Source organism: Salinithrix halophila (genome assembly GCF_042650125.1).
Lineage (GTDB): Bacteria > Bacillota > Bacilli > Thermoactinomycetales > DSM-45169 > Salinithrix > Salinithrix halophila.
Genome location: NZ_JBHSAP010000018.1, coordinates 698,456 through 723,140, shown reverse-complemented (window position 1 = coordinate 723,140; position 24,685 = coordinate 698,456). Strand labels below are relative to the sequence as shown.

Below are 24,685 nucleotides of genomic sequence, written 5' to 3'. Positions count from 1 at the left end.
ATACCTGCAATACAAGTTAGCCGTGAGGGGAATCCGCCTGCATGATGTTGATGAATCCTATACCAGTCAGACATGTCCTGTCTGCAAGAAGAGAAAGAAATCCTTTTCTAGAAACTACCGCTGTTCCTGCGGCTATCACGAACATCGCGATATCCACGGAGCGAGGAATATTTTAGCCAAATCGCTTCATGGAGAGATCCAGCATCTCGATGTTTCCACGAAGCAAACGTATCTACGGATCGCCTGAGCGAGAAGTAGTAGATGGTCTGTTCCGACCCAGGTACGATTCGTGCCTGTTGCTTACTTAGGAATCCAAAAGGGCTTTCCGAGTCGGTTCGATTCGAGTATGGGAGGCAAACCCTTCGATACGTGAGAGCTTTTTGGTTCTGATGGTAAGAAACCCCCACTTCTTAGCGTTAGCGTAAGTGGGGGAGGTTCATTATAATACTCATGTATAGACAACTTCATAGTGAAGCTGCTGGGTGCCCTTGTTTTTCCAAGGGGTAACAGGGAATCGGGTGAAAATCCCGAGCGGTCCCGCCACTGTAACCGGAGAGCTCTCTTTGTGTAGGATGCCACTCGTACGGGGAAGGCGAAAGGGGAGCGATGACACGGAAGCCAGGAGACCTACCTAGCATGCTGCACCCAAAACCTTCGAGGAAAGGAAGGGGTGTACGAAAATGAGACGATACATAAGGTCTGTCTTATCGTGCCCAAATTCGTACCCATAGCCCCAATCGCATAGGTTGGGGTTTTTTCCGTGCAAAAAGCAAAGGCATTGAAAGCGCTGGCAAAAAGGGTTCTACTCGGACATACTCGGAAAATGAAGAAGAGGGTGGTTTATTGCGGGTTCTCAAAGCGGATGACATGGTAATACGACCAAAGTTGGAAACGTACTTTCCACTGATCACGGCGGGGTTATTACTGGCATTGTTCGCTTCTGTCACTGCGGCGGTGATGATCGGGCCTATTTCGATTCCGCCGCAGACCATCTGGAAAATCGCTTTTTCCCATATTCCCGGGGTCGGCGGTTGGATCGAACCGGACTGGTCCAAGGCGAGAGAGGTGATTATCTGGGAGATCCGTTTCCCCCGTGTACTGCTGGGGGTACTGGTCGGCGCCGGGCTGGCAGTGGTGGGGGCTGCGATGCAGGCATTGTTCAAGAATGCGCTGGTCGATCCCTTTATAATGGGAGTCTCCTCCGGCTCTTCCGTCGGGGCGACCCTGGTGATCTTGATGGGTGCCTTCAGCGCCTTCGGCCTGTATGCCCTTTCCGTCGCCGCCTTTCTCGGTGCATTGACCGCTATCATGCTGGTGCTCCTGCTGTCTCGGGTGCAGGGACGAGCCACTCCCATCCGCATGTTGTTGACCGGGATCGCCGTCTCTGCCATCGGTTCGGCTCTCACCAATCTGATTATCGCCCTCGCTAAGGATGAAGCAGGCATCCGGGGGGCGCTGTTCTGGCTATTCGGCAGCTTGACCGGAGCCAAGTGGGAGCATCTAAAGATCTTGGGGCTGGTCGTCGTCATAGGAGGGCTTCTGTTGATTTTCCAATATCGCCCGCTCAATGCGATGCTGATGGGGGAAGAGACGGCTGGTACCCTCGGTGTCAATACCCAGCGGTTTCGTATTTTCATCGTCGTCCTGTCAGCGCTCTTGACGGGGGTGATCGTATCGGTCAGCGGGGTGATCGGCTTTGTCGGCCTGATGATCCCGCACATGGTCCGGCCCGTCTTCGGTTCAGACCACCGCCGTCTCCTGCCTGTCAGTGCCCTTTGGGGAGCGATTTTCGTCGTGTGGGTGGACGTGCTGGCCCGTTTGATTATCGCTCCGGAAGAGCTGCCGATCGGGATTGTCACCGCCTTGTGTGGGGGCCCCTTCTTTCTGTGGATCATGCGCCGCAATCTGTACTCTTTTGGAGGCGATGGCCGATGAAGCTACAAGCAGAAAAAGTAACCCTCACCATCGCCGAAAATCGGTTGTTGGATGAAGTGGGGATTGAAGTGAAGCCGGGTGAGTTCGTCGGTTTAATCGGTCCTAACGGTAGCGGGAAGTCCACGTTGATCAAAACGATTTATCGGCATTTGCGGCCGGATGCGGGATGGATCTCCCTGGATGAACAGGACCTATCGACTCTTTCCTCCCGACAGACCGCCCGAGCCATGAGCGTCGTTCAGCAGGAGTCTGTTGACGGGGTTGACTTTACGGTGCGGGAGATCGTGATGATGGGCCGCTATCCGTACAAAGGTTTCCTGGAGGGGGATACAGAAAAAGACCGGGCGATTGTAGCGGATGCACTGGATCAAGTGGGGATGACCCGGTTGGCCGATCAACCCTTCATAAAGTGTTCCGGCGGTGAGAAACAGCGGGTGTTGATCGCTCGGTCCTTGGCTCAACAAGCCGACTTTCTCATCCTGGACGAGCCGACCAACCATCTGGATATTCGTTATCAGCTGCAGATCATGGATCTGATCTCCGGAATCGGCGTAACCACGTTAGCCGCGTTGCACGATCTGAATATTGCCGCCGCTTACTGCGACCGGCTATTTGTGATCGAGTCGGGCAGGATGGTCGCTTCGGGCACGCCAGAACAGGTACTTCGCCCCGGTTTGTTGCGCGAAGTGTTCGGGGTGGAGGCGGAAGTGGAACGCCATCGCCGAACGGGGAAGATCCATGTGCTGTTCTTGTCGGACAGGCTGGAAAAAAGCTTGAGGGCGTAGCTCGGGATTGGCAGGAAAAGAGAGAAGGTCCGCCAGTTAGGTTCATCGTACCTCAGATCAGGGTTGCTTCGATTTGCCTTGTTGTTTGACAACCATTGCTTCATGGTGCCTGAAGGGGGATGTTCGATTTGTTCAGTTTTTTTAACACTGGCGTTGACCCGCAGAGCGGGGGAAGAGAGGAGAAGGGAAAGAGTTTGCGTTTCAGGATGCGCTTTTTTTCTTCGCTCTTGCTCGTCGCCGTACTGGTGACAGCCTGCGGTCGAGGGGCGGAGCCTAGTGGCGGGGAGAAAACTTCTTCTTCCGGTGAGAGGGTCATCGTCGACAGCATGGGCCAGGAGCTGGAGTTCACGGAAGTTCCGCAGCGGGCGGTTAGCCTAGATCAAAATACGACGGAAAACATGCTGGCGCTGGGTCTGGAAAAATATATGGTAGGAACGGCGTATAGGAATGATCAGATCCTGCCTAAGTATAAAAGAGAATATAAAAAAGTTCCCGTGCTGGCGGAGCGCTACCCATCCATGGAAGCCCTGTTATCGGTGGAGCCAGACTTTGTTTACGGCCAGATCTACTCTTTCAACGAAAAGAGGCTGGCTACGGTGGAAAGCTACGCGGACAAAGGGATTCCAGCTTACGTTACCAAAGGAAATTACGTAGAGGGCCAACCAACCATGGATGATGTGTACACCGACCTTCGTAATCTGGGACGGATCTTTCGCGTGGAATCCCGGGCGCAAAAACGGATCAAACAGATGAAAGAGAAGATCGACCGGGTGCAAAAGAGGGTGGGCCGGCAGGATCAGCCGGTCAAAGTATTGGTATATGATAGCGGCAAAAGCGGTCTATACACGGCGGGGCGTTCCCTGGAAACCGAATTGATCCGCCTCGCTGGAGGGGAGAACGTATTTGGCGACCTCGATAAAGACTGGGCGGGAGTAAGCTGGGAAGAAGCGGTGAAGCGAAAGCCAGAAATAATTGTCGTTAACGATTACGGCAAGCAATCCGCCGATGAAAAGGTCAAAGAGATTCTGGACAATCCCAAGTTGAAAGGAACGCCAGCGGTCAAAAATAAACGGTTTGTCGTCATTCCCTTAACGGGTGCTTTTGAAGGGGTGCGGAACGCTGACACGGTGGAAACCCTCGCCAAGGGATTTTTTCCTGAAAAATTTGAGCCTTAACCTTAAAGAAATCAGCCGGGCTACGGCGAAAAATAACTTCATGAAATGCGAAGGAAGAAAGGGGAGCACCCATGAGAAAAGTTGGGGGCTCCTTTTTTATATGCCTGATGACCTTCCTAATTACCGTACAGGAATATCGAAGGGATTTAGTGGAGCTTTCCCTAATCGCCTTTCAAGGCCCGGGACTGAAATTGGATGCATGAGATAAGTGGACAGTTGGGAAAAGAAGAATTAACTAAGGGATTCAAAGGAGTGAATCCTACATACACAAGTTAGGCTTGCAAATGTGGGCACAGAGAAAAGCATAGCTACGATTATTATTGACAAGGCCCTATCCGGCCTTGCTGCCTAGTGTACTCGTAACAGATACACCGCCCATTTGAGTATACTTCTAACTGCATAGGACGGGCTGATGAGCAGCCCTGAACTTGGGAGTTGTCCGAAGCAGAAATGGATTGAGGGCGCCGTGTGGAGTCTCAAAAAAGATAAGATCATTGCTTAAGAAATGGAGATGAATGATATGTCCAATACAAATCAAATGCCTCAGGAAAAAGGAATAGACCATACCTTGAGCTTTATGAGAGAAGGATATCTATACATGTTGAACAGACGTAAAAGTTTTAATTCTGATGTTTTTGAGACCCGTTTGCTTGGGCAGAAAGCGATCTGCATGGGGGGGAAGGAAGCTGCGGAAGTATTTTATGACTCTGAGAAATTCCAAAGGAAAGATGCTGCACCCAATCGGGTGATGCAAACATTGTTTGGAAAAAATGGTGTTCAGGCATTAGATGGACAGGCTCATAGCCATCGAAAGGAAATGTTTATGTCGATCATGTCTCCTGAGGGACTAAAAAAACTGACCAACATTACAAAAAAACAGTGGGAAATAGCAGTGGGTAAATGGGAACAGATGGATGCGGTTATTCTTTATGATGAAGCGAAGGAAATGATGTGTAAGATAGCCTGCCAGTGGGCAGGTGTACCTGTACAAGAAGACGAAGTTCAGAGGTTGACAAAAGATTTGGGAGCGATGTTTGAGTCGGCAGCTGCAATCGGGCCCGCTCATTGGTTAGGGAGAAAAGCACGGAATCGGGTAGAAAAGTGGATGGGAGAAATCATTGAGAAGGTTCGTGATGGGAAAGTGAATCCCACCGAAAATACCGCATTACACAGATTTTCCTGGCACCGGGATCTGCAAGGAAATCTTTTGGACGCCGAGACTGCTGCTGTGGAAGTGATCAATATCTTAAGACCGATGGTTGCGATCGCTATATTCATTAATTTCATTGCATTGGCTTTGCATCATTATCCAGAAGAAAGGAAGAAACTTGAAACGGGTGATGAAAAATATGCCCAAATGTTTGTCCAGGAAGTTCGCCGCTATTATCCATTTTTTCCGTTTGTCGTGGCACGGGTAAAAAAATATTTCATATGGAACGGCTATAAATTTGAAGAAGGTACATTAACTTTGCTTGATCTTTATGGCACAAATCATGACCCCGAAATTTGGGAAAATCCCGATATGTTCAATCCGGGTCGGTTTGGCATATGGGAAGGAAGTCCCTTTAGCTTTATCCCACAGGGGGGTGGCGATTACTTTTTGGGACACCGCTGTGCTGGTGAGTGGGTCACTATGGAAGTCATGAAAGTGGGTCTTGATTATCTATTAAATCGAATAGAATATGAAGTTCCTGATCAGGATTTAAGTTTCAGTATGGTAAACATGCCAAGTATTCCCCGTAGTAAATTTTTAATAAAAGAGATTAAGAAAACTATGTAATTTAATTTAGATATTAGTGCCCTTTTGGTAAACGATCCCGATTGCCTGTTTTTTCAGGGAAGACTATACAGGTTTTGAAGATGAAGTATGGGGCTTCGTCTGGTATATGACCCGCCTTCCTATTCTGCAAGAGGGCTTTACTTATTCTAAGAAATGGTTTATATTTTAACTCATCTGAAGGAATCTGTGCACTTCTTACAAAAGTAAAAAAAGGATTGTTTTATCAGGGGAGTGGATCTAGAAAATTATACCCTAGATATGGTCATTTAAGATGAGAGACATTTTTGGGTTTGCGTTATCCCATTAACACGAATACTTAGTTGAGCTAAGGAGTGTAACGAAAACGATGGGAAAATTTTTCTATCTATTTATGATTGGACTTATGATGAACACGTCTTGTATACAATCTGACCTTCAGGAAACAAGGAATCACCAGGAAAGTATTGTTACCTTAGATAAAGAAACTATTCGATTATTCAATAAAGGAAAAGTAAAAGGTATTCCTTTCCCCCTTTCTAATTTTCCTTTTAAACAGGTCACTGAAAAGTGGGGAAAACCCAACAAGCAAATCGATAACGAAGATATTCAGGATTATATTTATAAGAGAAATGGACAAGAAATTATATTCACAGTTGATGAGACCAATATAGTAATGTACTATCAGATAAAAATGAATATTAGTTTGGAAGAAGTCAATCGAAAACTAGGTAACCGTTATAAAGTAAAGCCGACAACTTACAAAGCGTTAACATACCCGATGGGCAGGTATGAGCTCCGTGTACGACGGATCACCCCAGCCGATCAAGTGATATTGGATTTATCGGAGCGGGAATAAAGGACCGACATCATTCACTGCACCGGCTCTTATTGTAAATGTTCGCTGTCAAACAGATTCGTATTCCTTGCGAAAAGTGGTTTTACTTTAAGGAACATCCTCTTACGACTATTGAAGGAGGAATGACGAGCGCCAATCATCCACGGCGAAAATAACTCCATAAAATGAGCGAAGGAAGAAAGGGGAGCACCCATGAGAAAAGTCGGGGGCTCTTCTTATGCCTGTTGACCACCCTAATTACCGTAAGGGGGATTTGTCACCGGCCTTGGGTGGATGGCATAAGATACTGCAGTTCCCGGTTTCCCGACAGTCTTGGCGGCCACAGAGAGACAGCCTATTTTTCCAAGGCGAAAGCACCGCGAAATATGCCCGTTCATACAATAACCTGACTGAGTCCCTTACCCTCGTGTTCTAAGAGTTCGAGCAAGGAGGGGTGGCGCATTGAGCAGCAACCAGAAAGGGAAACCCTTGTTGACAAACAGGGAAAGGGAAGTGTTCGAGCTGTTGGTGCAGGATAAGACAACCAAAGAGATCGCCCAGCAACTCTTCATCAGCGAAAAAACCGTCCGCAATCATATTTCGAATGTGATGCAGAAACTGAATGTAAAAGGACGGTCTCAAGCTGTGGTGGAATTGGTACGCCTTGGCGATCTAAAAATCTGAACCTTTTCTCTTCGGCCCTACCTCTGGTGTAGGGTTTCTTTACCTTTTCCAGACTTTTTTTCTCGGGCTTTCGAGTAGAACTTGTCTCACGGTAGCTCATCGTATACCATGGAAACATGGTTCGTATAGCGCGGGTGAAAGGGCTCGGAGCCCCAACTGCCCACTTCCATGACGGATCGGAAGACTGTCAGAGGAGCGACGCTTTTTATGGAAACGAAACCCGGATTGCCAAAAGAGCTGGTGATGGAGATTGAACGGCTGGTCCGTGAGATCAGTGTGATTATTAAGCGGAAGGGGCGTGAACTCCTCCATGAGTTTCCGATTACCCCTCCGCAGTTCACGGCTCTTTTGTGGTTGAACGAAGAAGGAGATATGACGATTGGCGAATTGTCGCAGAAGATGTTCTTGGCTTGCAGCACGATGACGGATCTCGTCGATCGAATGGAAAAAAATGGTGTTGTAGAGCGGGTTCGGGACGAACGGGATCGTCGGGTGGTACGTATCCACCTCCTGGACAAGGGAACATCGATTATCCGGGAAGTGATGGAGGCGAGGCAGGCTTATCTGTCGGAAATCCTGTCCCATTTACCCGTCGATGAAGTGAAGGAAATGTCTAAACACCTGTCGACACTCCACCGCGAGATGAAAATTTGACTCCCTTCTCTGTGGGGGAGTTGATTTTTTTCAAGGGAACTGGCACCCTTTTTCTTTGGAGCCCGTTTAAGAAAATAAATCTGGAACCAATGATACTGACACGGTCGTCCTCTCATTCTTTTCCATAGAGTAATGGAAAGGATTGTGATGGACGGATCGAAATGGAGGCTTGTACAGACCGATGGATCAGCATTCACCCAACAGTGCAATTGGAATACTCGATTCGGGAGTGGGCGGGTTGACAGTGGTCAAGGAAGTTTTCCGCCAACTCCCGAAGGAAAACGTCCTTTATTTCGGAGATACGCTACGCTGTCCTTACGGCCCGCGGACCCCGCAGGAAGTCCGGCGCTTTACTCTTGAAATTGTCCATTTTTTATCCCGTTTTCCCTTGAAAGCGCTTGTCATTGCCTGCAATACGGCTACCGCGGCCGCGTTGGAAACCGTACGAAAAAACTTTTCTATTCCGGTACTGGGGGTGATCGAGCCCGGAGCACGGGCGGCGATCAAGATTTCCCAGCACGGGAGGATCGGCGTGATCGGGACCCAGGGGACCATCCGCAGTACAGCCTATGAGCAAGCCCTGAAACGGATTGACTCGGAGCTATTCGTTTTCAGCCATGCTTGTCCCACTCTCGTTCCTCTGGTGGAAAGCGGGAGCGGCTGTACCGACGGGGCGCGTCAGATCGTGAAAAAGGCTCTTACACCTTTGAAACAGCATCGCCTGGATTCCCTCATCCTCGGTTGTACCCATTATCCACTGATTGCCGATATGATCCGCCGGGAACTGGGGGGAGAGACCGCGTTGATCAACTCCGCTGAGGAGACGGCACGGGAACTTTCTACAGTGTTGCACCACAAGGGGATGTTGGCAGAAGGGGGATTTTTGCAGGGTTCCCACCACTTCTTCACCAGTGGACCGCCTGCCCCTTTCCGGCTGATCGCGGAACAGTGGCTCGGCTGTTCCATAGAGGTAGAACAGATCATGACCGAATCCATGGTCAAAAATACCGTTGGCTGATCCGTATACTTCCTTCCCGCTCGGGTTTCCGGGCGGGTTTTCTTTTTCCTACTCTCCTTGGACAAACAAATGGGATATTTTTGCCATAGGCTCGTATACATGTACTAGACCTTTGTCCCAGGGAGGGGATCGTATGCGGAAACATTGGTTGAAAGGGGCGGCAATTCTGCTGATTTTCCCCCTGCTTCTGTCGGGCTGTCTGTTTGGCCCGGAAGAGCGGGATTCAGCGCCGATTGACCCACCGCCTAAACAGTTGGATACGAAAGAAAAAGGGAATCAGCCTGAAAAAAAGGGAAAAGAGGAACCCTCCGCTAAGAAGGGTGATCTAGAACTTTATTTCCTCACCGATACGGGATATGTGGTTCCTTATGCACTCAATATCCCAAAAGTAGAGGGGATTGCTAAAGAGGCGATTTCCTACATGGTGAAGGGGGGAGCCGGGGAAGCGATGCTTCCGGAAGGTTTCAGCGGTATTCTACCCAAGGGTACGCAGGTGAAAGGGCTCGATATCAAAAAGGGAACGGCTACCATTGATTTCTCTAAAAAGTTTCTCTCCTATAACAAGAAGATGGAGGAGAAGATCCTTTCTGCAGTCACCTGGGCGTTAACCGGTTTCGATTCAGTGGAAAAAGTGAATATCCGTGTCGATGGAAAGCCCCTGGAAGCGATGCCGAAAGGGAAAAGCCCTGCTCAAGGGCTTACCCGGGCAAGGGGGATCAACTTGGAGTTGGCTCAGGGAATCAACGCCAGCAACAGTATGCCTGTAACGGTTTATTTCCTGGGTCAGACACAGGATAATACCGTCTACTATGTACCGGTGACCCGGATGATTAATCGGGCGGAGAACACGGCGGAAGCCGCTCTTAAGGAATTGGTGAAAGGGCCTCAGCACGGATCGGAATTGGTCAATGCCCTGGCGGAGACCACCCGGGTAAACAGTGTCAAAGTAGAGGGGGATACAGCGGTCGCTGATTTCGGGAAGGAGCTTCTTCAATATAGTGATGAGAAAAAGGCTTCCCAAGATGCCCTCACCACTATTGTGCTTTCCTTGACGGAAAACACGGCTGCGAAAAAGGTGAAGATCACCGTGGATGGAAAAGCGGAGACTGCTTCCGAAGGAGGACAATTTGAAAAGCCCGTCACCCGCCCCAAACGCATCAATCCCGCCGGTTTTTAAAACAAAACCTGCATGGAAAACGGATGGTTTAGGTAAAATAAAAGGTGGGAGTTGGGCTCTATCGGGTCAATTGGTTCGAGAGGGCGGGCCTCCATGGTGATGATGCAGGAAGAGGTGGAAGGGACCACCTCTTTTTCTCATGAGGCACTGTCTCGGGACCGTACGTGTGTTATAATAGTGAAACTAAATTTTGGAGGGGACCCTATTGAGAGTAGACGGACGTCAGCAAAATGAACTCAGGAAAGTCGAAATGATTCCCGATTATATCAAACACGCGGAAGGCTCCGTCTACATATCCATCGGGGATACCAAAGTGATCTGCACGGCCTCAGTGGAGGAACGGGTGCCGCCGTTTCTGCGCGGATCTGGCAAAGGATGGATCACCGCTGAATACGCCATGCTGCCTCGGGCCACCCAAACCCGGTCGATCCGAGAATCCAGCAAAGGGAAAGTGGGGGGCCGTACGATGGAAATCCAGCGGCTGATCGGCCGCTCCCTGCGTTCCGTCATCCAATTGGAAAAGTTGGGGGAACGGACGATCTGGCTGGATTGTGACGTAATCCAAGCCGACGGCGGGACGCGTACCGCTTCCATTACCGGGGCATACGTAGCCATGGCCCAGGCTCTCCACCGATTGGTGAAGACCGGAGCCCTTTCACGTATGCCGGTAACCGATTATCTGGCCGCCACTAGCGTCGGGATCGTCGATGGGGTTCCCTGTCTGGATCTTTGCTATGAAGAGGATTCCCGGGCCCATGTCGATATGAACGTGGTCATGACCGGTGCAGGTAAATATGTAGAAGTGCAGGGGACTGGTGAAGACGCACCCTTTAGCCCAGAGGAGTTAAACCAGCTGCTCGGCCTTGGGAAAGAAGGGATCGATCGGTTGGTAGCCTTGCAGAAAGACGTCCTGAAGGAAGCTGGACGAGGGATCGGAGGCGATTCGGATGACACACGCCAAAGCGCCGTGGCCGTGGACAGAGCTCGTGTTCGCCACACGAAACCATCATAAGGTTGAGGAACTGAACGCCCTGTTACACGGATCCTTGGGGGTTTCCGTCGTCGGTTTAAACGGGATCGAAGGGTTGCCGGAGATTGTGGAGGACCGGGATTCTTTCGAGGGGAACGCTATCAAGAAAGCCGAAACCATCGCGAAGGTACTTGACCGGCCGGTGGCCGCTGACGACTCGGGATTGGCCGTGAATGCACTCGGAGGCGCTCCGGGGGTTTATTCAGCCCGGTACGCCGGAGAGAACGCCACGGATGCTTCCAATAACGAAAAGCTGTTGAACGCATTAAAGGGGATCCCCGAAGAGGAAAGGGGTGCCTCCTTTGTTTGTGTTTTGGCTCTCGCTGTTCCTGGTGAGGAAACCCAAGTCGTTCGGGGAGAGGTTCCCGGTCGGATCGTCGATGCTCCCCAGGGAACGAACGGGTTCGGGTACGATCCACTTTTCTGTTTACCGGAATTGGGCTGTACCGTTGCCGAACTTACTTCCGAAGAAAAGAATCGGATCAGCCATCGGGCTCGAGCAGCGGAAACACTAATTAACCTCCTTCTGACACACTACGATTTCTCGATAAGCAGCTAAACGTTACAGGGAGGTAGAGAGATGCGGATCCTGATCATTAGCGATTCTCATGGGGAAGCTCGGCTTCTCAGGGAGATCGTGGACCGAGTGAACGCCGATCATGTGATCCACTGCGGGGATTTCACCACGGATCGTAACGAGTTACCGAATGTCCCCATGACCGTCGTCCGGGGGAACTGCGACTGGGAGGAAGTCCCGGAAGAGGACTTGTGGCAAGTAGGACAGGCCCGTTTCTTCGTCACCCACGGACACCGGTACCAGGTGAAATCCACTCTGCTGCCGATGCGTTATCGAGCGGAGGAGGCGGGGGCCCAGATCGCTTGCTTTGGCCATTCCCACTTTCCCGTCTGTGAACAGGACGGGCCCATTTTGTTGATTAACCCGGGAAGCATCTCCTCGCCGAGGGGTTATCCGGTACCCACCTATGCGGTATTGGAGACCGGTGAGGAAAACCGGGCCGAGGTTGCTTTTTATACGACTCAGGGCACGCCCGTTCATGATCGAGGCGGAACATTCCGTTGGGGAGAGTGAAGGTTTCCGTTTTTTTCCGCTTGACGATGAGGAAGGTTTCAATATAAAATATATACACCGTTTGTCACTTCCCACGGGTCCCAGTAGCTCAGCTGGATAGAGCAACGGCCTTCAATATAGGAGCCTTTGCAGGGAAACGGAAACCTGCAAAGTGGACGACACTGTATCGGTGAAGCCTTAACAGATCATGCTGATGGTAATACCGAGGAAACTTACGATCTTGGTAAAACAGATTGAGGAGTTTTAAAGGCTCATGTATAGGATGAGGGTAGAAACTCCGAAGAATAGTCAAGTGCCAAAGGGCGCGTGATTATCGTGAGGTTCCGTAGAGACTATACGTGTCGCACCTGAAATGGTGAAGATATAGTCCAGACCACAAACAACGGATGTTGGTAACGAAAGTTACAGTGGTATGCTAAGCCGTCGGTCGGGGGTTCGAATCCCTCCTGGGACACCATCTGGGGAAGGGTCGCGGTGTCTGTTTTTGAAAAACCCCATTATGGGGTTTTTTGCTTTGTCCGCTTGTGTTCTCCCGCTTGCAACCGCGAGGTTCTGTGTTATAATGAGGTGGTTGTAAACGTACGGAAATTGCGGGTTAAAGAGTTATTCCGTTGATTGAACAGAGTTTGTCAGGAGGGAAGCGCCGATGAAGGCTAGCTGGGAAAAGACCGAAACAAACCGTGGGGTGCTGACGGTTGAAGTAGATGAAAAACAACTGGGGGGAGCCCTGGATAAGGCGTTCAAGAAAGTTGTCAAGAATGTCAATGTCCCCGGTTTCCGCAAGGGTAAAGTACCGCGTCCGATTTTCGAAAATCGGTTCGGGGTGGAGAGCCTCTACCAAGATGCCATGGATATCTTGTTGCCGGAAGCTTACTCCTCCGCAGTAAAGGAGACGAGTATTGAACCGGTTGACCAGCCGGAGATCGACATCGACCAGTTGGAGAAGGGAAAACCCTTCATTTTTAAGGCGACGGTAACCGTCAAGCCTGAAGTGACCTTGGGCGAATACAAAGGCCTCGAAATTGAGGAAAAAGACTTCTCCGTCAATACGGAGGATGTAGACGCCGAACTGAAGAAAATGCAGGAACGCCAAGGAGAACTGATCGCAGTTGAGGATGGAAAAGTGGAAGAAGGCGATCGGGTGATCATGGACTTCGAAGGGTTTATCGACGGAGAACCCTTCGAAGGTGGTAAGGCAGAGCAATACACCCTCGAAGTAGGTTCCGGTCAGTTTATCCCCGGGTTTGAAGACCAACTGATCGGTTCGGAACCCGGCAGTGAAAAAGATATCACGGTTACCTTCCCGGAAGATTACCACGCTGAAGAACTGGCCGGCAAAGAGGCCGTCTTCAAGGTGAAAGTGCATGAAATCAAGCGCATGCGCCTGCCGGAGTTGGATGATGAATTCGCCCAGGACGTCAGTGAGTTCGATACCCTGGAAGAATTGAAAAGCGATATCGAGAATAAGCTGAAAGAGCAAAAGAAAAACGAAGAAGAAAGCTACAAACGGAACCAATTGGTGGAAAAAGCCGCCGCCAACGCTGAGATTGAACTGCCTGAAGTGATGGTGGAGCACGAAGTGGATCATATGGTTCGCCATTTCGAACAACAACTGCAAATGCAGGGGATTAACCTGGAACAGTACAGCCAGTTCACGGGTCAGGATGTCGATGCGATCCGCGGCCAGTTCAAAGAAGATGCGGAGAAAAAAGTGCGGGCCAACCTGACGCTGGAAACGATCGCCAAGGCGGAGAATGTGGAAGTCAGCGATGAAGAAGTCCAGGAAGAGTTGAAAAAATTGGCGGAACAGATGAACCGGGAAGTGGCTGAGATCCAACGACTGATGGAAGCCCAAGGCGGTTTGGAGCAAGTGAAGGATGAAGTGAAAATCCGAAAAACGATCGACCTACTTGTATCCAATAGTAAAAATGCGGCATAATGAGAATAGGACGGAAGAACGAGGCACGTAGATATAGCGTGCCTTGTTTTTAAACCAACCGACAGAAGGGAGGGGAAACCGTGAACCTGGTACCGATGGTTGTGGAGCAAACCAATCGCGGCGAACGGGCCTACGATCTCTACTCCCGTTTGCTGAAAGACCGTATCATCTTCATCGGTAGTCCGATTGACGACCAGATCGCCAATGTGGTCACCGCCCAGTTGTTGTTTTTGGCGGCGGACGATTCCGATAAGGATATCTCTCTGTACATAAATTCCCCAGGCGGTTCCATCACCGCGGGGATGGCGATTTTTGATACCATGCAATACATAAAACCCGATGTCTCCACCATCTGTGTGGGGTTGGCTGCCAGTATGGGGGCATTCCTGCTGGCGGCTGGAACGAAGGGAAAACGATATGCCCTACCCAATAGCGAGGTGATGATCCACCAACCATTGGGTGGCGTGCGCGGTCAGGCTGCCGATATTAAGATCCACGCTGAATGGATTGTACGCACCAGGAAAAGGATCTATCAAATCCTGGCCGACCGCACGGGACAGTCGCTGAAAAAGATCGAACGCGACTCTGATCGCGATTTCTTTTTGGGTGCTCAGGAAGCCAAAGAGTACGGTTTGGTGGACCAAGTGATCACCCGATAACCTTTTGAAAGGGGTGATTCGCATGTTTAAATTCAACGAGGAAAAAGGACAGCTAAAGTGTTCTTTCTGCGGGAAATCACAGGATCAGGTACGGAAACTGGTGGCTGGCCCCGGTGTCTACATCTGTGACGAATGCATTGAGCTGTGCAACGAGATTGTTGAAGAAGAACTGGGCGGTGAAGAGGATATCGATCTCCAGAATCTTCCCAAGCCCCAGGAGATCAACGAAATCCTCGATTCCTACGTTATCGGTCAGGAACAAGCCAAGAAATCCCTGGCCGTAGCGGTCTATAACCACTATAAGCGGATCAATACGTCCCAGAAGGTGGAGGACGTTGAACTACAGAAATCGAATATCGTTATGATCGGGCCGACAGGGAGCGGGAAGACCCTGCTCGCGCAGACAATGGCTAAAATCCTCAATGTTCCCTTCGCAATCGCGGATGCTACATCTCTCACGGAGGCTGGCTATGTAGGGGAAGATGTTGAAAATATTCTCCTCAAGCTGATCCAAGCCGCTGATTATGATGTGGAGAAGGCAGAACGGGGGATCATCTACATCGATGAAATCGATAAGGTGGCCCGTAAATCGGAAAACCCCTCTATCACAAGGGACGTTTCCGGCGAAGGGGTTCAGCAGGCCCTGCTGAAAATCCTGGAAGGAACCGTGGCCTCTGTTCCCCCTCAAGGCGGGCGGAAACATCCCCACCAAGAATTTATTCAGATCGACACCAGCAATATCTTGTTCGTTTGCGGCGGTGCTTTCGATGGGCTGGAACCGATTATTAAACGACGCATCGGGAAGAAAGTAATCGGATTCGGGTCGGACAGCTCTACCGCGGATCTGAAAACCGGTGAATATCTGAAACTGGTGTTGCCGGAGGATCTGCTTCGTTTTGGCCTAATTCCCGAATTTGTCGGCCGCCTTCCGGTCATCTCCACACTGGAACCGTTGGATCAGGAAGCGCTGGTTCGCATTTTGACCGAGCCGAAAAACGCTCTCGTCAAGCAGTACCAGAAACTCTTGGAGATGGATAATGTGGAGCTCACATTTGAAGAGGGAGCCCTCAAGTCCATCGCCGATGAAGCGATCAAACGGAACACCGGTGCACGGGGGCTGCGGGCAATTATCGAGTCGATCATGCTCGATGTTATGTTCGACCTACCCTCCCGAGATGATGTCACGGAGTGTGTCGTCACGGAGTCTACGGTGAAGAACAAGGTGGCACCCCGCCTTACGACGCGGGAAGGTCGCCCCGACAAAAAAGAAGAGAGTGCATAATATAATCACTGGCAGCCGCACCAAAGTATTGGGTGCGGCTTTTTTTTTGCTTTTCGTTAGGCCTTTCGAAGTAGGGAGTTACTACCCGCATCCCTCTGCATTTATGGTAGAATACAGATGGCAGCTGGGGCACTGTTTTTTCGTCCTTGTATGCGGACCCGGTGATAAAAGACAGCAATGGTTCATGATCGAAAAGAATTCAGCGGAACTGGAGTTGTGGTTTGCATGATGCACGTGGAAGTCGTCTCCCGAGAGGACTATTTATCCTTTATCGACCAGCAACCCCTGGGAAATTTCATGCAATATCCGTCCTGGGCTGAAGTGAAGACTGAATGGGACAACGACCTTTTGGGCTGGTTTGACCAAGAGCAGCGCATGGTGGGCTGTTGTCTGGTTTTGTACCGTAAGCTGCCCGGACTGAACAAACACCTGGCATATATACCTCGGGGCCCGGTCATCGACTGGAAATCGAAGCAGCTGGGCGAATGGTTTGAGCCCCTGTTCGAATATCTGAGACGGAAGAATGTCTTCTCCGTCAAGATGGAACCGCCGGTTGTACGAGCGAAGTGGAAGACACCGACAATCAAGGAGTACCTGAAGGAAGTGCGGGAGCATGAGCTGAAGGGGAAGACGCTAAGGGACCTAGGACCCGATGAAGTAGTAGGCAGTGCTGAATATGTTCAGCAGGAGCTTCGCTCCATGGGATGGAAAGAAAAAGATGGGGAGGGTGGTTTTTCTGCCATTCAACCCCAATATGTTTTCCGGCTTCCCCTTGAAGAACGGAGCTTGGATGACGTATTTGCCGGATTTCATACGAACTGGCGCCGGAATGTTAGAAAGGCGGACAAGCAGGGAATCGTTGTAACCGAAGGCGGAGAGCAGGAACTAAAAGAATTTTACGAACTGCTAAAAGTAACTGCCGAGCGGGACAAGTTCTCCGTGCGCGCTTTCTCGTATTTTGATACCATGTACAAATCGATGAAACGGGAAGATCCGAATCGCATTCGCTTGTATATGGCAAGATACGAAGGAGAGCTTCTCGCCTCCACGATCGCTACCCACACCAATGGACACACGTGGTACCTATACGGAGCGAGTAGCAACGAAAAGCGGGAGAAAATGCCCAACCACGCGATCCAGTGGAAGATGATCCAGGATGCTCACGCCATAGGTGCTCATACTTATGATTTCCGGGGGATCAGTAATACCTTGGACGAATCAGATCACCTATACGGACTTCTTCGCTTTAAGTTAGGGTTTGGCGGGGAAGCCTGCGAGTTTATCGGGGAGTGGGATTATCCTTTGCAACCGCTCCTGCACTGGGCTTTCGACATGTATATGAAGAAGCGGTGAGGTGTTCTAACAGTGAGTCTTACCCTGTATCTCAACCGGCGGGAATGGTTTCAACACTTGGAAGTGATGGAGGAGCGATACCCAGATTATGTGCCGGTAATCAAGGGAAATGGTTACGGGTTTGGAAACGGGTACCTGGCTGACGCAGCCCTTCACAAAGGGAAGCGTTCGGTTTGCGTGGGAACCGTGGAAGAAGCCAGAGAATTGGAGCAAGCCGGTTCATTTGACGAGATCCTTATCCTTACCCCGGTATTGACGGAGCTGACATATGAGGATATGGCGGATAACCGGGTCTTTACCGTAGGAAGTTCGGCTCAACTGGATCACCTTATCCGTTCCTTCGAATCCCTGTGCCAGGGACAACCCAGTATCTGGGGGAGGAACGGGGAGCCCTTTTGTTTATCCGTGCTAATCAAGTGCCAATCACCGATGAAACGATATGGGTTCCCCTTGGAAGAAGCCGGTCGACTCCGTTCCCTGCTTACAGAGAGTACCCAGTCCTCCAGTCTGCGGATCCAGGTCAAAGGATTTTCCATCCACTTTCCTCAAACCGGGGTGTCAGATGGAGAAAAGGAACGGTTGGTGGCAGATTGGATCCGAGAGGCGGTTGAATGGAAACTTCCTACTCCGCGCCTATTTATCAGCCATGTTTCTTCCTCTCTCTACGCGAAACTGCGGAAAAACCATTTGGAAATCCAGTTTGCGATGCGGCTTGGCACCGAGCTATGGCTGCACGATAAATCCTTTTTTGAGACCAAAAGTACCGTCCTCGACGTTAAATCGGTTCAAAAGGGAGAGCGTTTCGGATACAAGCAGCAACCGGCGAAAAAAAGCGGAACCCTCGTCTTTGTTTCAGGGGGAACAGCCAACGGTGTCGGCCTGGAAGCGCCTGTAGCCACGAGAAGTTTGAAAGACCGGCTGAAGCTTACCGCATTTTGGTTACTCTCTCTTGTTAATCGGCACCTTAGCCCCTATACGTATCAGGGAAAGCGAACCTGGTTTGCCGAGCCCCCTCATATGCAGACCAGTGTTCTTCTTTTCCCGGAAGGAAGCAAGGCGCCTGAAGTAGGGGAGGAACTGCCGGTTACACTCCGCATGACTACCGCCCATTTTGATCAGTGTGTAGAAAGGGAAAGCGAAGAAAAGACGGAGGAGAAAATCTCTCAGTCTCAGGTGGCCGACAGGCATCTCAACGCACTTCCCTGATGACGATATCCGCTTCTGTTAGCAAACCCGCCCGGCTCCGGCAGCCGGGCGGGTTTTTTTCGCTTTTTGACTATCCCCTTCCGAGGCCGGTCATACTAAGGCCAGATACGCGGGGCGAGAATTGAACCTGCGACCATTGTGACGGGGAGGAATCAACGAAATGAACTGGACAGTCATCATCATGTTGCTCCAGGTATTTTTTTCGATCGTGATCGGTCTCTACTTCTGGAACCTGCTTCGCAATCAACAAACCAGTCGGACGGCGGTGGACCGTGAATCGAAGAAGGAGATGGATAAACTGCGTAAGATGCGTAGCGTCTCCCTGACAGAGCCTCTTTCTGAAAAAACCCGCCCCTCTTCCTTCAATGAAATCATCGGGCAGAAAGAAGGGCTGAGAGCGCTACAAGCCGCCTTATGTGGCCCTAATCCCCAACATGTTCTGATCTATGGCCCTCCAGGTGTCGGAAAGACAGCGGCTGCTCGGGTCGTGTTGGAAGAGGCGAAAAAAAACCCGAGATCCCCCTTTAATCTCCAGTCCAAATTTGTGGAGGTCGATGCCACAACGGCTCGCTTTGACGAGCGGGGTATTGCCGACCCTTTGATCGGTTCCGTCCACGATCCCATCTATCAGGGAGCAGGGGCGATGGGGATGGCCGGAATTCCGCAACCAAAACCAGGAGCGGTCTCCAAAGCCCACGGTGGCTTGTTGTTTATTGATGAAATTGGGGAGCTCCATCCAATTCAAATGAACAAACTTCTGAAAGTCCTGGAGGACCGAAAAGTCATCTTCGAGTCCGCTTATTACAGTGCTGAAGATGCCAATACCCCTACCCACATCCACGATATCTTTCAAAACGGTATGCCTGCAGATTTTCGCATGGTGGGAGCAACCACCCGTACGCCAGAGGAAATCCCTCCGGCGATTCGCTCGAGGTGCATGGAGATTTTTTTCCGTCCGCTCCTTTCCGACGAGATCAGCCGCATTGCACGTCAGGCGATTGAACGGATTCAGTTTCAATATGAAGAGCAGGCGATTCGGGTCATTCAAAAATATGCCGGGAACGGTCGGGAGGCTGTCAATATTGTTCAGACAGCAGGCGGGTTGGCCCTGACAGAAAATCGACAGGAAATTAAGGCGGTTGATGTGGAGTGGGTCGTCCACAGCAGCCAGCTTACCCCGCGACTGGACAAGAAAATACCTGAAAAACCCCAAGCGGGACTGGTCAACGGTCTGGCTGTCTACGGGCCCAATACGGGGACACTCCTGGAAATTGAAGTGACGGCTCTTCCTGTTGAATCCGGAGTGGATGGGTCGATCCGGATCACCGGCATGGTGGACGAGGAAGAATTAGGCGGAGGCAGTCGTACACTGAGGCGAAAGAGCATGGCCCGGAGTTCCGTGGAGAATGTGCTTACCGTGCTGCGCCGCACCGACATTAATCCTTATGCATACCACCTCCACGTTAACTTCCCCGGCGGTATCCCCATGGATGGTCCTTCCGCTGGAGTGACGATGGCGACAGCGATTTATTCTGCCATTAAAGGGGTGGAGGTAGACAATAAACTGGCCATGACCGGAGAACTTTCCATTCATGGTAAAGTGATGCCTGTTGGCGGTGTGGTGGCCAAGGTGGAAGCGGCCAAACAAGCGGGAGCTGACCGGGTGATCATCCCCCATGATAATATGCAGGCCATTTTTGACGAGATGGAAGGAGTGAAGGTGATTCCCGTCCGTCATATTGAACAAGTACTGCAACTGGCCTGTGGAGAGGCGGAATCGGAGGAAACGGAAACCTCTCTTCCGGCTTCGGCGGGTGTTCTAACAGCCACTTCCGCTCCTGTCGGTTAAAGAAGAGTCCATTGGGAGGCCGTGTCAAACGCGGGAAAGGACGCGGGACACTGGTCCTTCGTTTTATCACAGGATCCAAGTAGCCCATGTTCCCTGGCTGTCATGGACAAACGGTATTGAATAGGATAAAATCGTACAAAGTTCAACCCTTGAAATGAACAGGCAAGAGACGGCATCGGAGGTGCATTCATGGCTGTTAATGAGGAGGAGCGCGTACTGCCGTTGCTGCCCCTTCGCGGTTTACTGGTCTATCCCAATATGGTGCTTCATTTGGACGTGGGCCGTGAACGTTCCGTTAAAGCACTGGAACAGGCGATGGTAGACGATGATTTAATTCTCCTTGCGACGCAGCACGAAGTCCAGATCGAAGAGCCCGGAACGGATGATATTTTCAGGATGGGCACCGTTGCCCGTGTCCGCCAGATGTTGAAGTTACCTAACGGTACCATCCGTGTATTGGTGGAAGGTCTGCATCGGGCGCGGCTGATCGAGTTTGTGGATACGGACTCCTATTATAAAGTGCGCGTAAGTGAGATCCTGCAAGATGAGATCGATGATATCAACGTAGAAGCATTGATGCGGTCGGTTCTCGACCATTTTGAACAATATCTGCGGTTGTCCAAAAAGGTTTCTCCCGAAACGTTGTCCGCCGTGTCGGATATCGATGAACCGGGGCGTCTGGCGGATGTAATCGCATCCCATCTACCCCTCAAGATCGAAGACAAACAGAAAATCCTAGAAACCGTGGATATTAAAAAACGGCTGGAGACCCTGTTATCGATCTTGAATGACGAACGGGAAGTTTTGGAGCTTGAAAAGAAAATTTCCCAACGGGTTAAAAAGCAGATGGAAAAGACCCAAAAGGAGTACTACCTGCGGGAACAAATGAAAGCAATCCAGCGGGAGCTGGGCGAAAAAGAAGGGCGCATGGGCGAAGTAGATGAGCTTCGCGGCCGTCTGGAAGAGATGGAAGCCCCCGAATCCGTCAAGGAACGGGTGGAGAAAGAGATCCAACGTCTGGAGAAAATCCCTACCTCTTCGGCGGAGGGGGGAGTCATCCGTACCTATGTAGAATGGCTTCTCGATCTGCCCTGGCAGAAAGAGACAGAGGATGATCTCAACCTGGCTAAGGCGGAAAAGATCCTGGATGAGGATCACTACGGTTTGGAGAAAGCCAAGGAACGCGTGTTGGAGTATCTTGCGGTTCAACAGATGGTAAAGAAACTAAAGGGGCCGATTCTCTGCCTTGTCGGACCGCCCGGCGTGGGTAAGACATCCCTCGGTCGTTCCATCGCTCGTGCTCTCAATCGGAAATTCGTCCGCATTTCCTTGGGCGGTGTCCGAGATGAAGCGGAAATTCGCGGGCATCGGCGCACCTATGTGGGGGCGATGCCGGGGCGGATTATCCAGGGCATGAAGACGGCGGGTACCGCTAATCCGGTTTTTCTCCTGGACGAGATTGACAAGATGTCCATGGATTTTAGGGGAGACCCAGCCTCCGCCTTATTAGAAGTCTTGGATCCGGAGCAGAATCAAAACTTTAGCGACCACTACATCGAAGCTCCTTATGACCTCTCTAAGGTGATGTTCATCACGACGGCCAACGCGGTTCACAACATTCCCCGCCCACTTCTGGATCGTATGGAGATGCTTTACATTTCGGGTTATACGGAGATTGAAAAAGAGAAGATCACGAAGGAGTATCTGATTCCCCGCCAGCTCAAAGAACACGGGCTTGGCAAAGATAAATTACAGATCAACGCTGAAGCCATCCAGAAGTTGATTCGGCAGTATACCCGGGAAGCCGGGGTGCGGAATCTGGAAAGAACCGTCGGGACCTTGTGCCGCAAGGCGACCAAGCAATTAGTTTCTGGAGAGAAGAAAAAAGTCATCATTACTTCCAAAAACCTTTCCCAATACCTAGGCGCGGAAAAGTTCCGTTACGGTAAAGCGGAAGCGACCGACCAGGTTGGTGCCGCCACTGGGCTTGCTTGGACAGCCGCCGGCGGAGACACCCTTACCATTGAGGTGACGGTCTTTCCCGGCAAAGGGAAACTGACCCTGACAGGAAAGCTGGGGGACGTTATGAAAGAATCGGCCCAGGCTGCTTTCAGTTACATTCGTTCCCGGGCTAAATCGTTGGAGGTGGATCCTGAATTCCACGAGAAAAACGACATTCATATCCATGTGCCCGAAGGGGCGATTCCGAAAGACGGCCCTTCCGCAGGGATTACGATGGCGACAGCGCTTGTTTCGGCCCTGTCAGGGAAACCTGTCTCCCGAGAGGTAGGGATGACTGGGGAGGTTACCCTGAGGGGAAGGGTGCTAGCCATCGGCGGTCTGAAGGAGAAGTCCCTGGCAGCGCATCGGGCTGGCCTTACCCAAATTCTTATCCCGAAGGAAAACGAGAAGGATTTGGAAGACGTTCCCCCTAGTGTGCGGGAAGATTTGAAAATTACACCGGTCAGCCATATGGATGAAGTGCTGAAGTTGGCTCTGGTCGCAGATATGAAGAGGGGTTAAGATGAAAGTTACGCAGGCTGAACTGATCATCAGCGCGGTTGACCCGCGGCAATACCCAGAAGACGCCCTGCCGGAGATCGCTCTGGCCGGGCGTTCCAATGTGGGGAAATCGTCGCTGATCAATCGGATGATTCATCGAAAAAATCTAGCTCGAACGAGTTCAAAACCAGGAAAAACCCAAACGATCAATTTTTATCGGATTAACGGGGTCCTAACCTTCGCTGATATGCCTGGTTACGGTTTTGCCAAGGTGTCTAAGGCGGTGCGGGCAGCCTGGGGACGGATGTCGGAGCAATATCTGACCCAAAGGCATAACCTTGCGGGTATCCTCCAAGTGATCGACCTGCGCCATCCACCGACCAAAGATGATATCGCGATGTACGAATGGTTGAAACACCTGGGCATTCCGGTGATTGTGGCTGCCACCAAAGCGGATAAAATCACCCGCGGCCAGTGGCCGAAGCATAAGAAACAGGTGAAGGAAGGGCTCCAGATGGAACCAAAGGATCCGCTCATCCTCTTCTCCTCCCAAACAGGGCAAGGAAAAGAGGAGCTATGGTCGGAAATCGGTCGCCTGATATCGGACGCAAAAGAGAGGGGAACCCTTTCGAGACCTCCAGAATAGGCTGGAGAACGCACGGCTGGAAAAGACGAGAGAGATGGGAAAGGCTGGGGAGAGATGGATAAAAAAATACGTGTGGCTGTCCTGTATGGAGGGAAGTCAGGAGAGCACGATGTGTCGCTTCATTCCGCTGCCTCCGTCATTCAATCGATGGATCCGGCATTGTTTGAAGTACTTCCCGTCCTCATTGATAAAAAAGGAAGTTGGAAAGCTGGCGCGAATGCTTTACCCGCCTTGGAAGGGAAGATGGAGGAGAGCCGGCTGGAGGAGCTAGGTAAGAATGTCTCTGCCTTCCCTGCCCTGTCGGTGGAAGATAGACTTCTACCCAGGCTTGATTGGGAGGAGCTGGACGTGGTATTTCCCGTCCTCCACGGGACCTTTGGCGAAGACGGGACCATTCAGGGGCTTTTGGAGATCGCAGATATCCCATACGTGGGTGCAGGTGTGTTAGCTTCTGCGGTAGGAATGGATAAAGTGATGATGAAAAAGGTGTTTGCCCAGGAAGGGCTGCCCCAGGGGGATTTTATCCAGGTACTGCGAAGTCGGGTGGAAAACGAGATCGATGCTGTAGTGGAAGAGCTTGAAAATCACTTTGGCTATCCCTGCTTCATCAAACCGGCCAACCTCGGATCCAGTGTCGGTATATCCAAGGCTACAGACCGGGAAACCTTGAAAAAGGCTCTACGCTTCGCTGCCCGGTATGACCGCAAATTGATTGTCGAGGAGTTCATCGATGCCCGGGAAGTGGAAGTGGCCGTCCTGGGCAACGAGCAACCGGAGGCCTCTACCCCTGGTGAAATCGTCTCCAGCAATGATTTTTACGATTATAAAGCCAAGTATATAGATGGTAAATCGGAAATGCGTATTCCGGCAGAATTACCCGAAAACACCTTGGAAGAGATCCGCAGCTTGGCCTTGCGGGCTTACCGGGCTATCGACTGTACCGGACTGTCACGGGTGGACTTTTTTGTCACAAAGAAAGAGGGCCGAATTCTAATCAACGAAATTAACACCATGCCCGGTTTCACACCGTACAGCATGTACGCCAACCTATGGAAAAACTCCGGAGTCAGTTATGGGAGCTTAGTGAAGAAACTGATTCAACTCGCG

Annotated in this window: 22 protein-coding genes and 1 riboswitch; all 22 genes read left to right on the top strand. The window is 50.9% G+C overall.

Annotated elements, in window-relative coordinates:
• Window positions 1-247 (top strand): zinc ribbon domain-containing protein (locus ACFOUO_RS16595; RefSeq protein ID WP_380706246.1); only part of this gene is annotated, 247 nt, incomplete at its 5' end.
• Window positions 248-463: 216 nt separating this feature from the next.
• A riboswitch (cobalamin riboswitch) is annotated at window positions 464-649 on the top strand.
• A 218-nt stretch (window positions 650-867) separates the two neighbouring features.
• Window positions 868-1,935, top strand: a complete 1,068-nt coding sequence (locus ACFOUO_RS16590) for a FecCD family ABC transporter permease (RefSeq protein ID WP_380706284.1) — start codon at window positions 868-870, stop codon at window positions 1,933-1,935.
• On the top strand, window positions 1,932-2,720 hold the full coding sequence (locus tag ACFOUO_RS16585; protein WP_380706245.1) for an ABC transporter ATP-binding protein: 789 nt from the start codon (window positions 1,932-1,934) through the stop codon (window positions 2,718-2,720). The genes ACFOUO_RS16590 and ACFOUO_RS16585 overlap by 4 nt, the downstream gene beginning before the upstream one ends.
• Before the next feature lie 128 nt (window positions 2,721-2,848).
• A complete protein-coding gene (locus ACFOUO_RS16580) occupies window positions 2,849-3,895 on the top strand; it encodes an ABC transporter substrate-binding protein (RefSeq protein WP_380706244.1) in 1,047 nt (348 codons plus the stop codon).
• A 520-nt stretch (window positions 3,896-4,415) separates the two neighbouring features.
• The gene (locus ACFOUO_RS16575; RefSeq protein WP_380706243.1) at window positions 4,416-5,675 is read left to right on the top strand and encodes a cytochrome P450; all 1,260 of its coding nucleotides are present in this window, start codon (window positions 4,416-4,418) and stop codon (window positions 5,673-5,675) included.
• A 346-nt stretch (window positions 5,676-6,021) separates the two neighbouring features.
• Complete coding sequence (locus ACFOUO_RS16570; protein ID WP_380706242.1) at window positions 6,022-6,510, top strand: DUF4309 domain-containing protein; 489 nt, start codon at window positions 6,022-6,024, stop codon at window positions 6,508-6,510.
• Window positions 6,511-6,951: 441 nt separating this feature from the next.
• Window positions 6,952-7,173 (top strand): helix-turn-helix domain-containing protein, encoded by a 222-nt coding sequence (locus ACFOUO_RS16565; RefSeq protein WP_380706241.1) that lies wholly within the window; start codon window positions 6,952-6,954, stop codon window positions 7,171-7,173.
• Between the two features lie 207 nt (window positions 7,174-7,380).
• Window positions 7,381-7,827 carry a MarR family winged helix-turn-helix transcriptional regulator gene (locus ACFOUO_RS16560; RefSeq protein WP_380706240.1) on the top strand — a complete coding sequence of 149 codons (447 nt, stop codon included), beginning with the start codon at window positions 7,381-7,383 and terminating at the stop codon, window positions 7,825-7,827.
• A 181-nt stretch (window positions 7,828-8,008) separates the two neighbouring features.
• Entirely contained in the window at window positions 8,009-8,845 is an 837-nt protein-coding gene (gene racE, locus ACFOUO_RS16555; protein ID WP_380706239.1) for a glutamate racemase, read from the top strand.
• A gap of 133 nt (window positions 8,846-8,978) precedes the next feature.
• Window positions 8,979-10,022, top strand: coding sequence for a GerMN domain-containing protein (locus ACFOUO_RS16550; protein ID WP_380706238.1), 1,044 nt, complete (start codon window positions 8,979-8,981; stop codon window positions 10,020-10,022).
• A gap of 205 nt (window positions 10,023-10,227) precedes the next feature.
• Window positions 10,228-11,034 carry a ribonuclease PH gene (gene rph, locus ACFOUO_RS16545; protein WP_380706237.1) on the top strand — a complete coding sequence of 269 codons (807 nt, stop codon included), beginning with the start codon at window positions 10,228-10,230 and terminating at the stop codon, window positions 11,032-11,034.
• On the top strand, window positions 10,970-11,611 hold the full coding sequence (locus ACFOUO_RS16540) for an XTP/dITP diphosphatase (protein WP_380706236.1): 642 nt from the start codon (window positions 10,970-10,972) through the stop codon (window positions 11,609-11,611). Before rph ends, ACFOUO_RS16540 begins: the two co-directional genes overlap by 65 nt.
• Before the next feature lie 21 nt (window positions 11,612-11,632).
• Window positions 11,633-12,142, top strand: a complete 510-nt coding sequence (locus tag ACFOUO_RS16535) for a metallophosphoesterase family protein (RefSeq protein ID WP_380706235.1) — start codon at window positions 11,633-11,635, stop codon at window positions 12,140-12,142.
• Between the two features lie 646 nt (window positions 12,143-12,788).
• A complete protein-coding gene (gene tig / locus ACFOUO_RS16530) occupies window positions 12,789-14,081 on the top strand; it encodes a trigger factor (protein ID WP_380706234.1) in 1,293 nt (430 codons plus the stop codon).
• 80 nt (window positions 14,082-14,161) lie between these two features.
• Entirely contained in the window at window positions 14,162-14,740 is a 579-nt protein-coding gene (clpP, locus tag ACFOUO_RS16525) for an ATP-dependent Clp endopeptidase proteolytic subunit ClpP (protein WP_380706233.1), read from the top strand.
• Between the two features lie 22 nt (window positions 14,741-14,762).
• The gene (gene clpX / locus ACFOUO_RS16520) at window positions 14,763-16,022 is read left to right on the top strand and encodes an ATP-dependent protease ATP-binding subunit ClpX (RefSeq protein WP_380706232.1); all 1,260 of its coding nucleotides are present in this window, start codon (window positions 14,763-14,765) and stop codon (window positions 16,020-16,022) included.
• A 225-nt stretch (window positions 16,023-16,247) separates the two neighbouring features.
• Window positions 16,248-17,375, top strand: a complete 1,128-nt coding sequence (locus ACFOUO_RS16515; RefSeq protein WP_380706231.1) for a lipid II:glycine glycyltransferase FemX — start codon at window positions 16,248-16,250, stop codon at window positions 17,373-17,375.
• Window positions 17,376-17,387: 12 nt separating this feature from the next.
• Window positions 17,388-18,581, top strand: a complete 1,194-nt coding sequence (locus tag ACFOUO_RS16510; protein ID WP_380706230.1) for an alanine racemase — start codon at window positions 17,388-17,390, stop codon at window positions 18,579-18,581.
• A 160-nt stretch (window positions 18,582-18,741) separates the two neighbouring features.
• Window positions 18,742-20,430: an ATP-dependent protease LonB gene (gene lonB / locus ACFOUO_RS16505; RefSeq protein WP_380706229.1), complete on the top strand. Its 1,689-nt coding sequence runs from the start codon at window positions 18,742-18,744 to the stop codon at window positions 20,428-20,430.
• Window positions 20,431-20,619: 189 nt separating this feature from the next.
• Entirely contained in the window at window positions 20,620-22,953 is a 2,334-nt protein-coding gene (gene lon, locus ACFOUO_RS16500; protein WP_380706228.1) for an endopeptidase La, read from the top strand.
• A gap of 1 nt (window position 22,954) precedes the next feature.
• Window positions 22,955-23,578: a ribosome biogenesis GTP-binding protein YihA/YsxC gene (gene yihA, locus ACFOUO_RS16495; RefSeq protein WP_380706227.1), complete on the top strand. Its 624-nt coding sequence runs from the start codon at window positions 22,955-22,957 to the stop codon at window positions 23,576-23,578.
• 54 nt (window positions 23,579-23,632) lie between these two features.
• Window positions 23,633-24,685 (top strand): D-alanine--D-alanine ligase (locus ACFOUO_RS16490; RefSeq protein ID WP_380706226.1); only part of this gene is annotated, 1,053 nt, incomplete at its 3' end.

Coding starts and splice junctions, on each gene's coding strand:
- ACFOUO_RS16585 (WP_380706245.1), top strand. CDS start 1,932: ATGAAGCTACAAGCAGAAAAAGTAACCCTCACCATCGCCGAAAATCGG.
- ACFOUO_RS16515 (WP_380706231.1), top strand. CDS start 16,248: ATGATGCACGTGGAAGTCGTCTCCCGAGAGGACTATTTATCCTTTATC.
- ACFOUO_RS16575 (WP_380706243.1), top strand. CDS start 4,416: ATGTCCAATACAAATCAAATGCCTCAGGAAAAAGGAATAGACCATACC.
- ACFOUO_RS16570 (WP_380706242.1), top strand. CDS start 6,022: ATGGGAAAATTTTTCTATCTATTTATGATTGGACTTATGATGAACACG.
- yihA (WP_380706227.1), top strand. CDS start 22,955: ATGAAAGTTACGCAGGCTGAACTGATCATCAGCGCGGTTGACCCGCGG.
- racE (WP_380706239.1), top strand. CDS start 8,009: ATGGATCAGCATTCACCCAACAGTGCAATTGGAATACTCGATTCGGGA.
- ACFOUO_RS16540 (WP_380706236.1), top strand. CDS start 10,970: ATGACACACGCCAAAGCGCCGTGGCCGTGGACAGAGCTCGTGTTCGCC.
- lonB (WP_380706229.1), top strand. CDS start 18,742: ATGAACTGGACAGTCATCATCATGTTGCTCCAGGTATTTTTTTCGATC.
- ACFOUO_RS16535 (WP_380706235.1), top strand. CDS start 11,633: ATGCGGATCCTGATCATTAGCGATTCTCATGGGGAAGCTCGGCTTCTC.
- tig (WP_380706234.1), top strand. CDS start 12,789: ATGAAGGCTAGCTGGGAAAAGACCGAAACAAACCGTGGGGTGCTGACG.
- ACFOUO_RS16590 (WP_380706284.1), top strand. CDS start 868: ATGGTAATACGACCAAAGTTGGAAACGTACTTTCCACTGATCACGGCG.
- ACFOUO_RS16550 (WP_380706238.1), top strand. CDS start 8,979: ATGCGGAAACATTGGTTGAAAGGGGCGGCAATTCTGCTGATTTTCCCC.
- ACFOUO_RS16560 (WP_380706240.1), top strand. CDS start 7,381: ATGGAAACGAAACCCGGATTGCCAAAAGAGCTGGTGATGGAGATTGAA.
- clpX (WP_380706232.1), top strand. CDS start 14,763: ATGTTTAAATTCAACGAGGAAAAAGGACAGCTAAAGTGTTCTTTCTGC.
- lon (WP_380706228.1), top strand. CDS start 20,620: ATGGCTGTTAATGAGGAGGAGCGCGTACTGCCGTTGCTGCCCCTTCGC.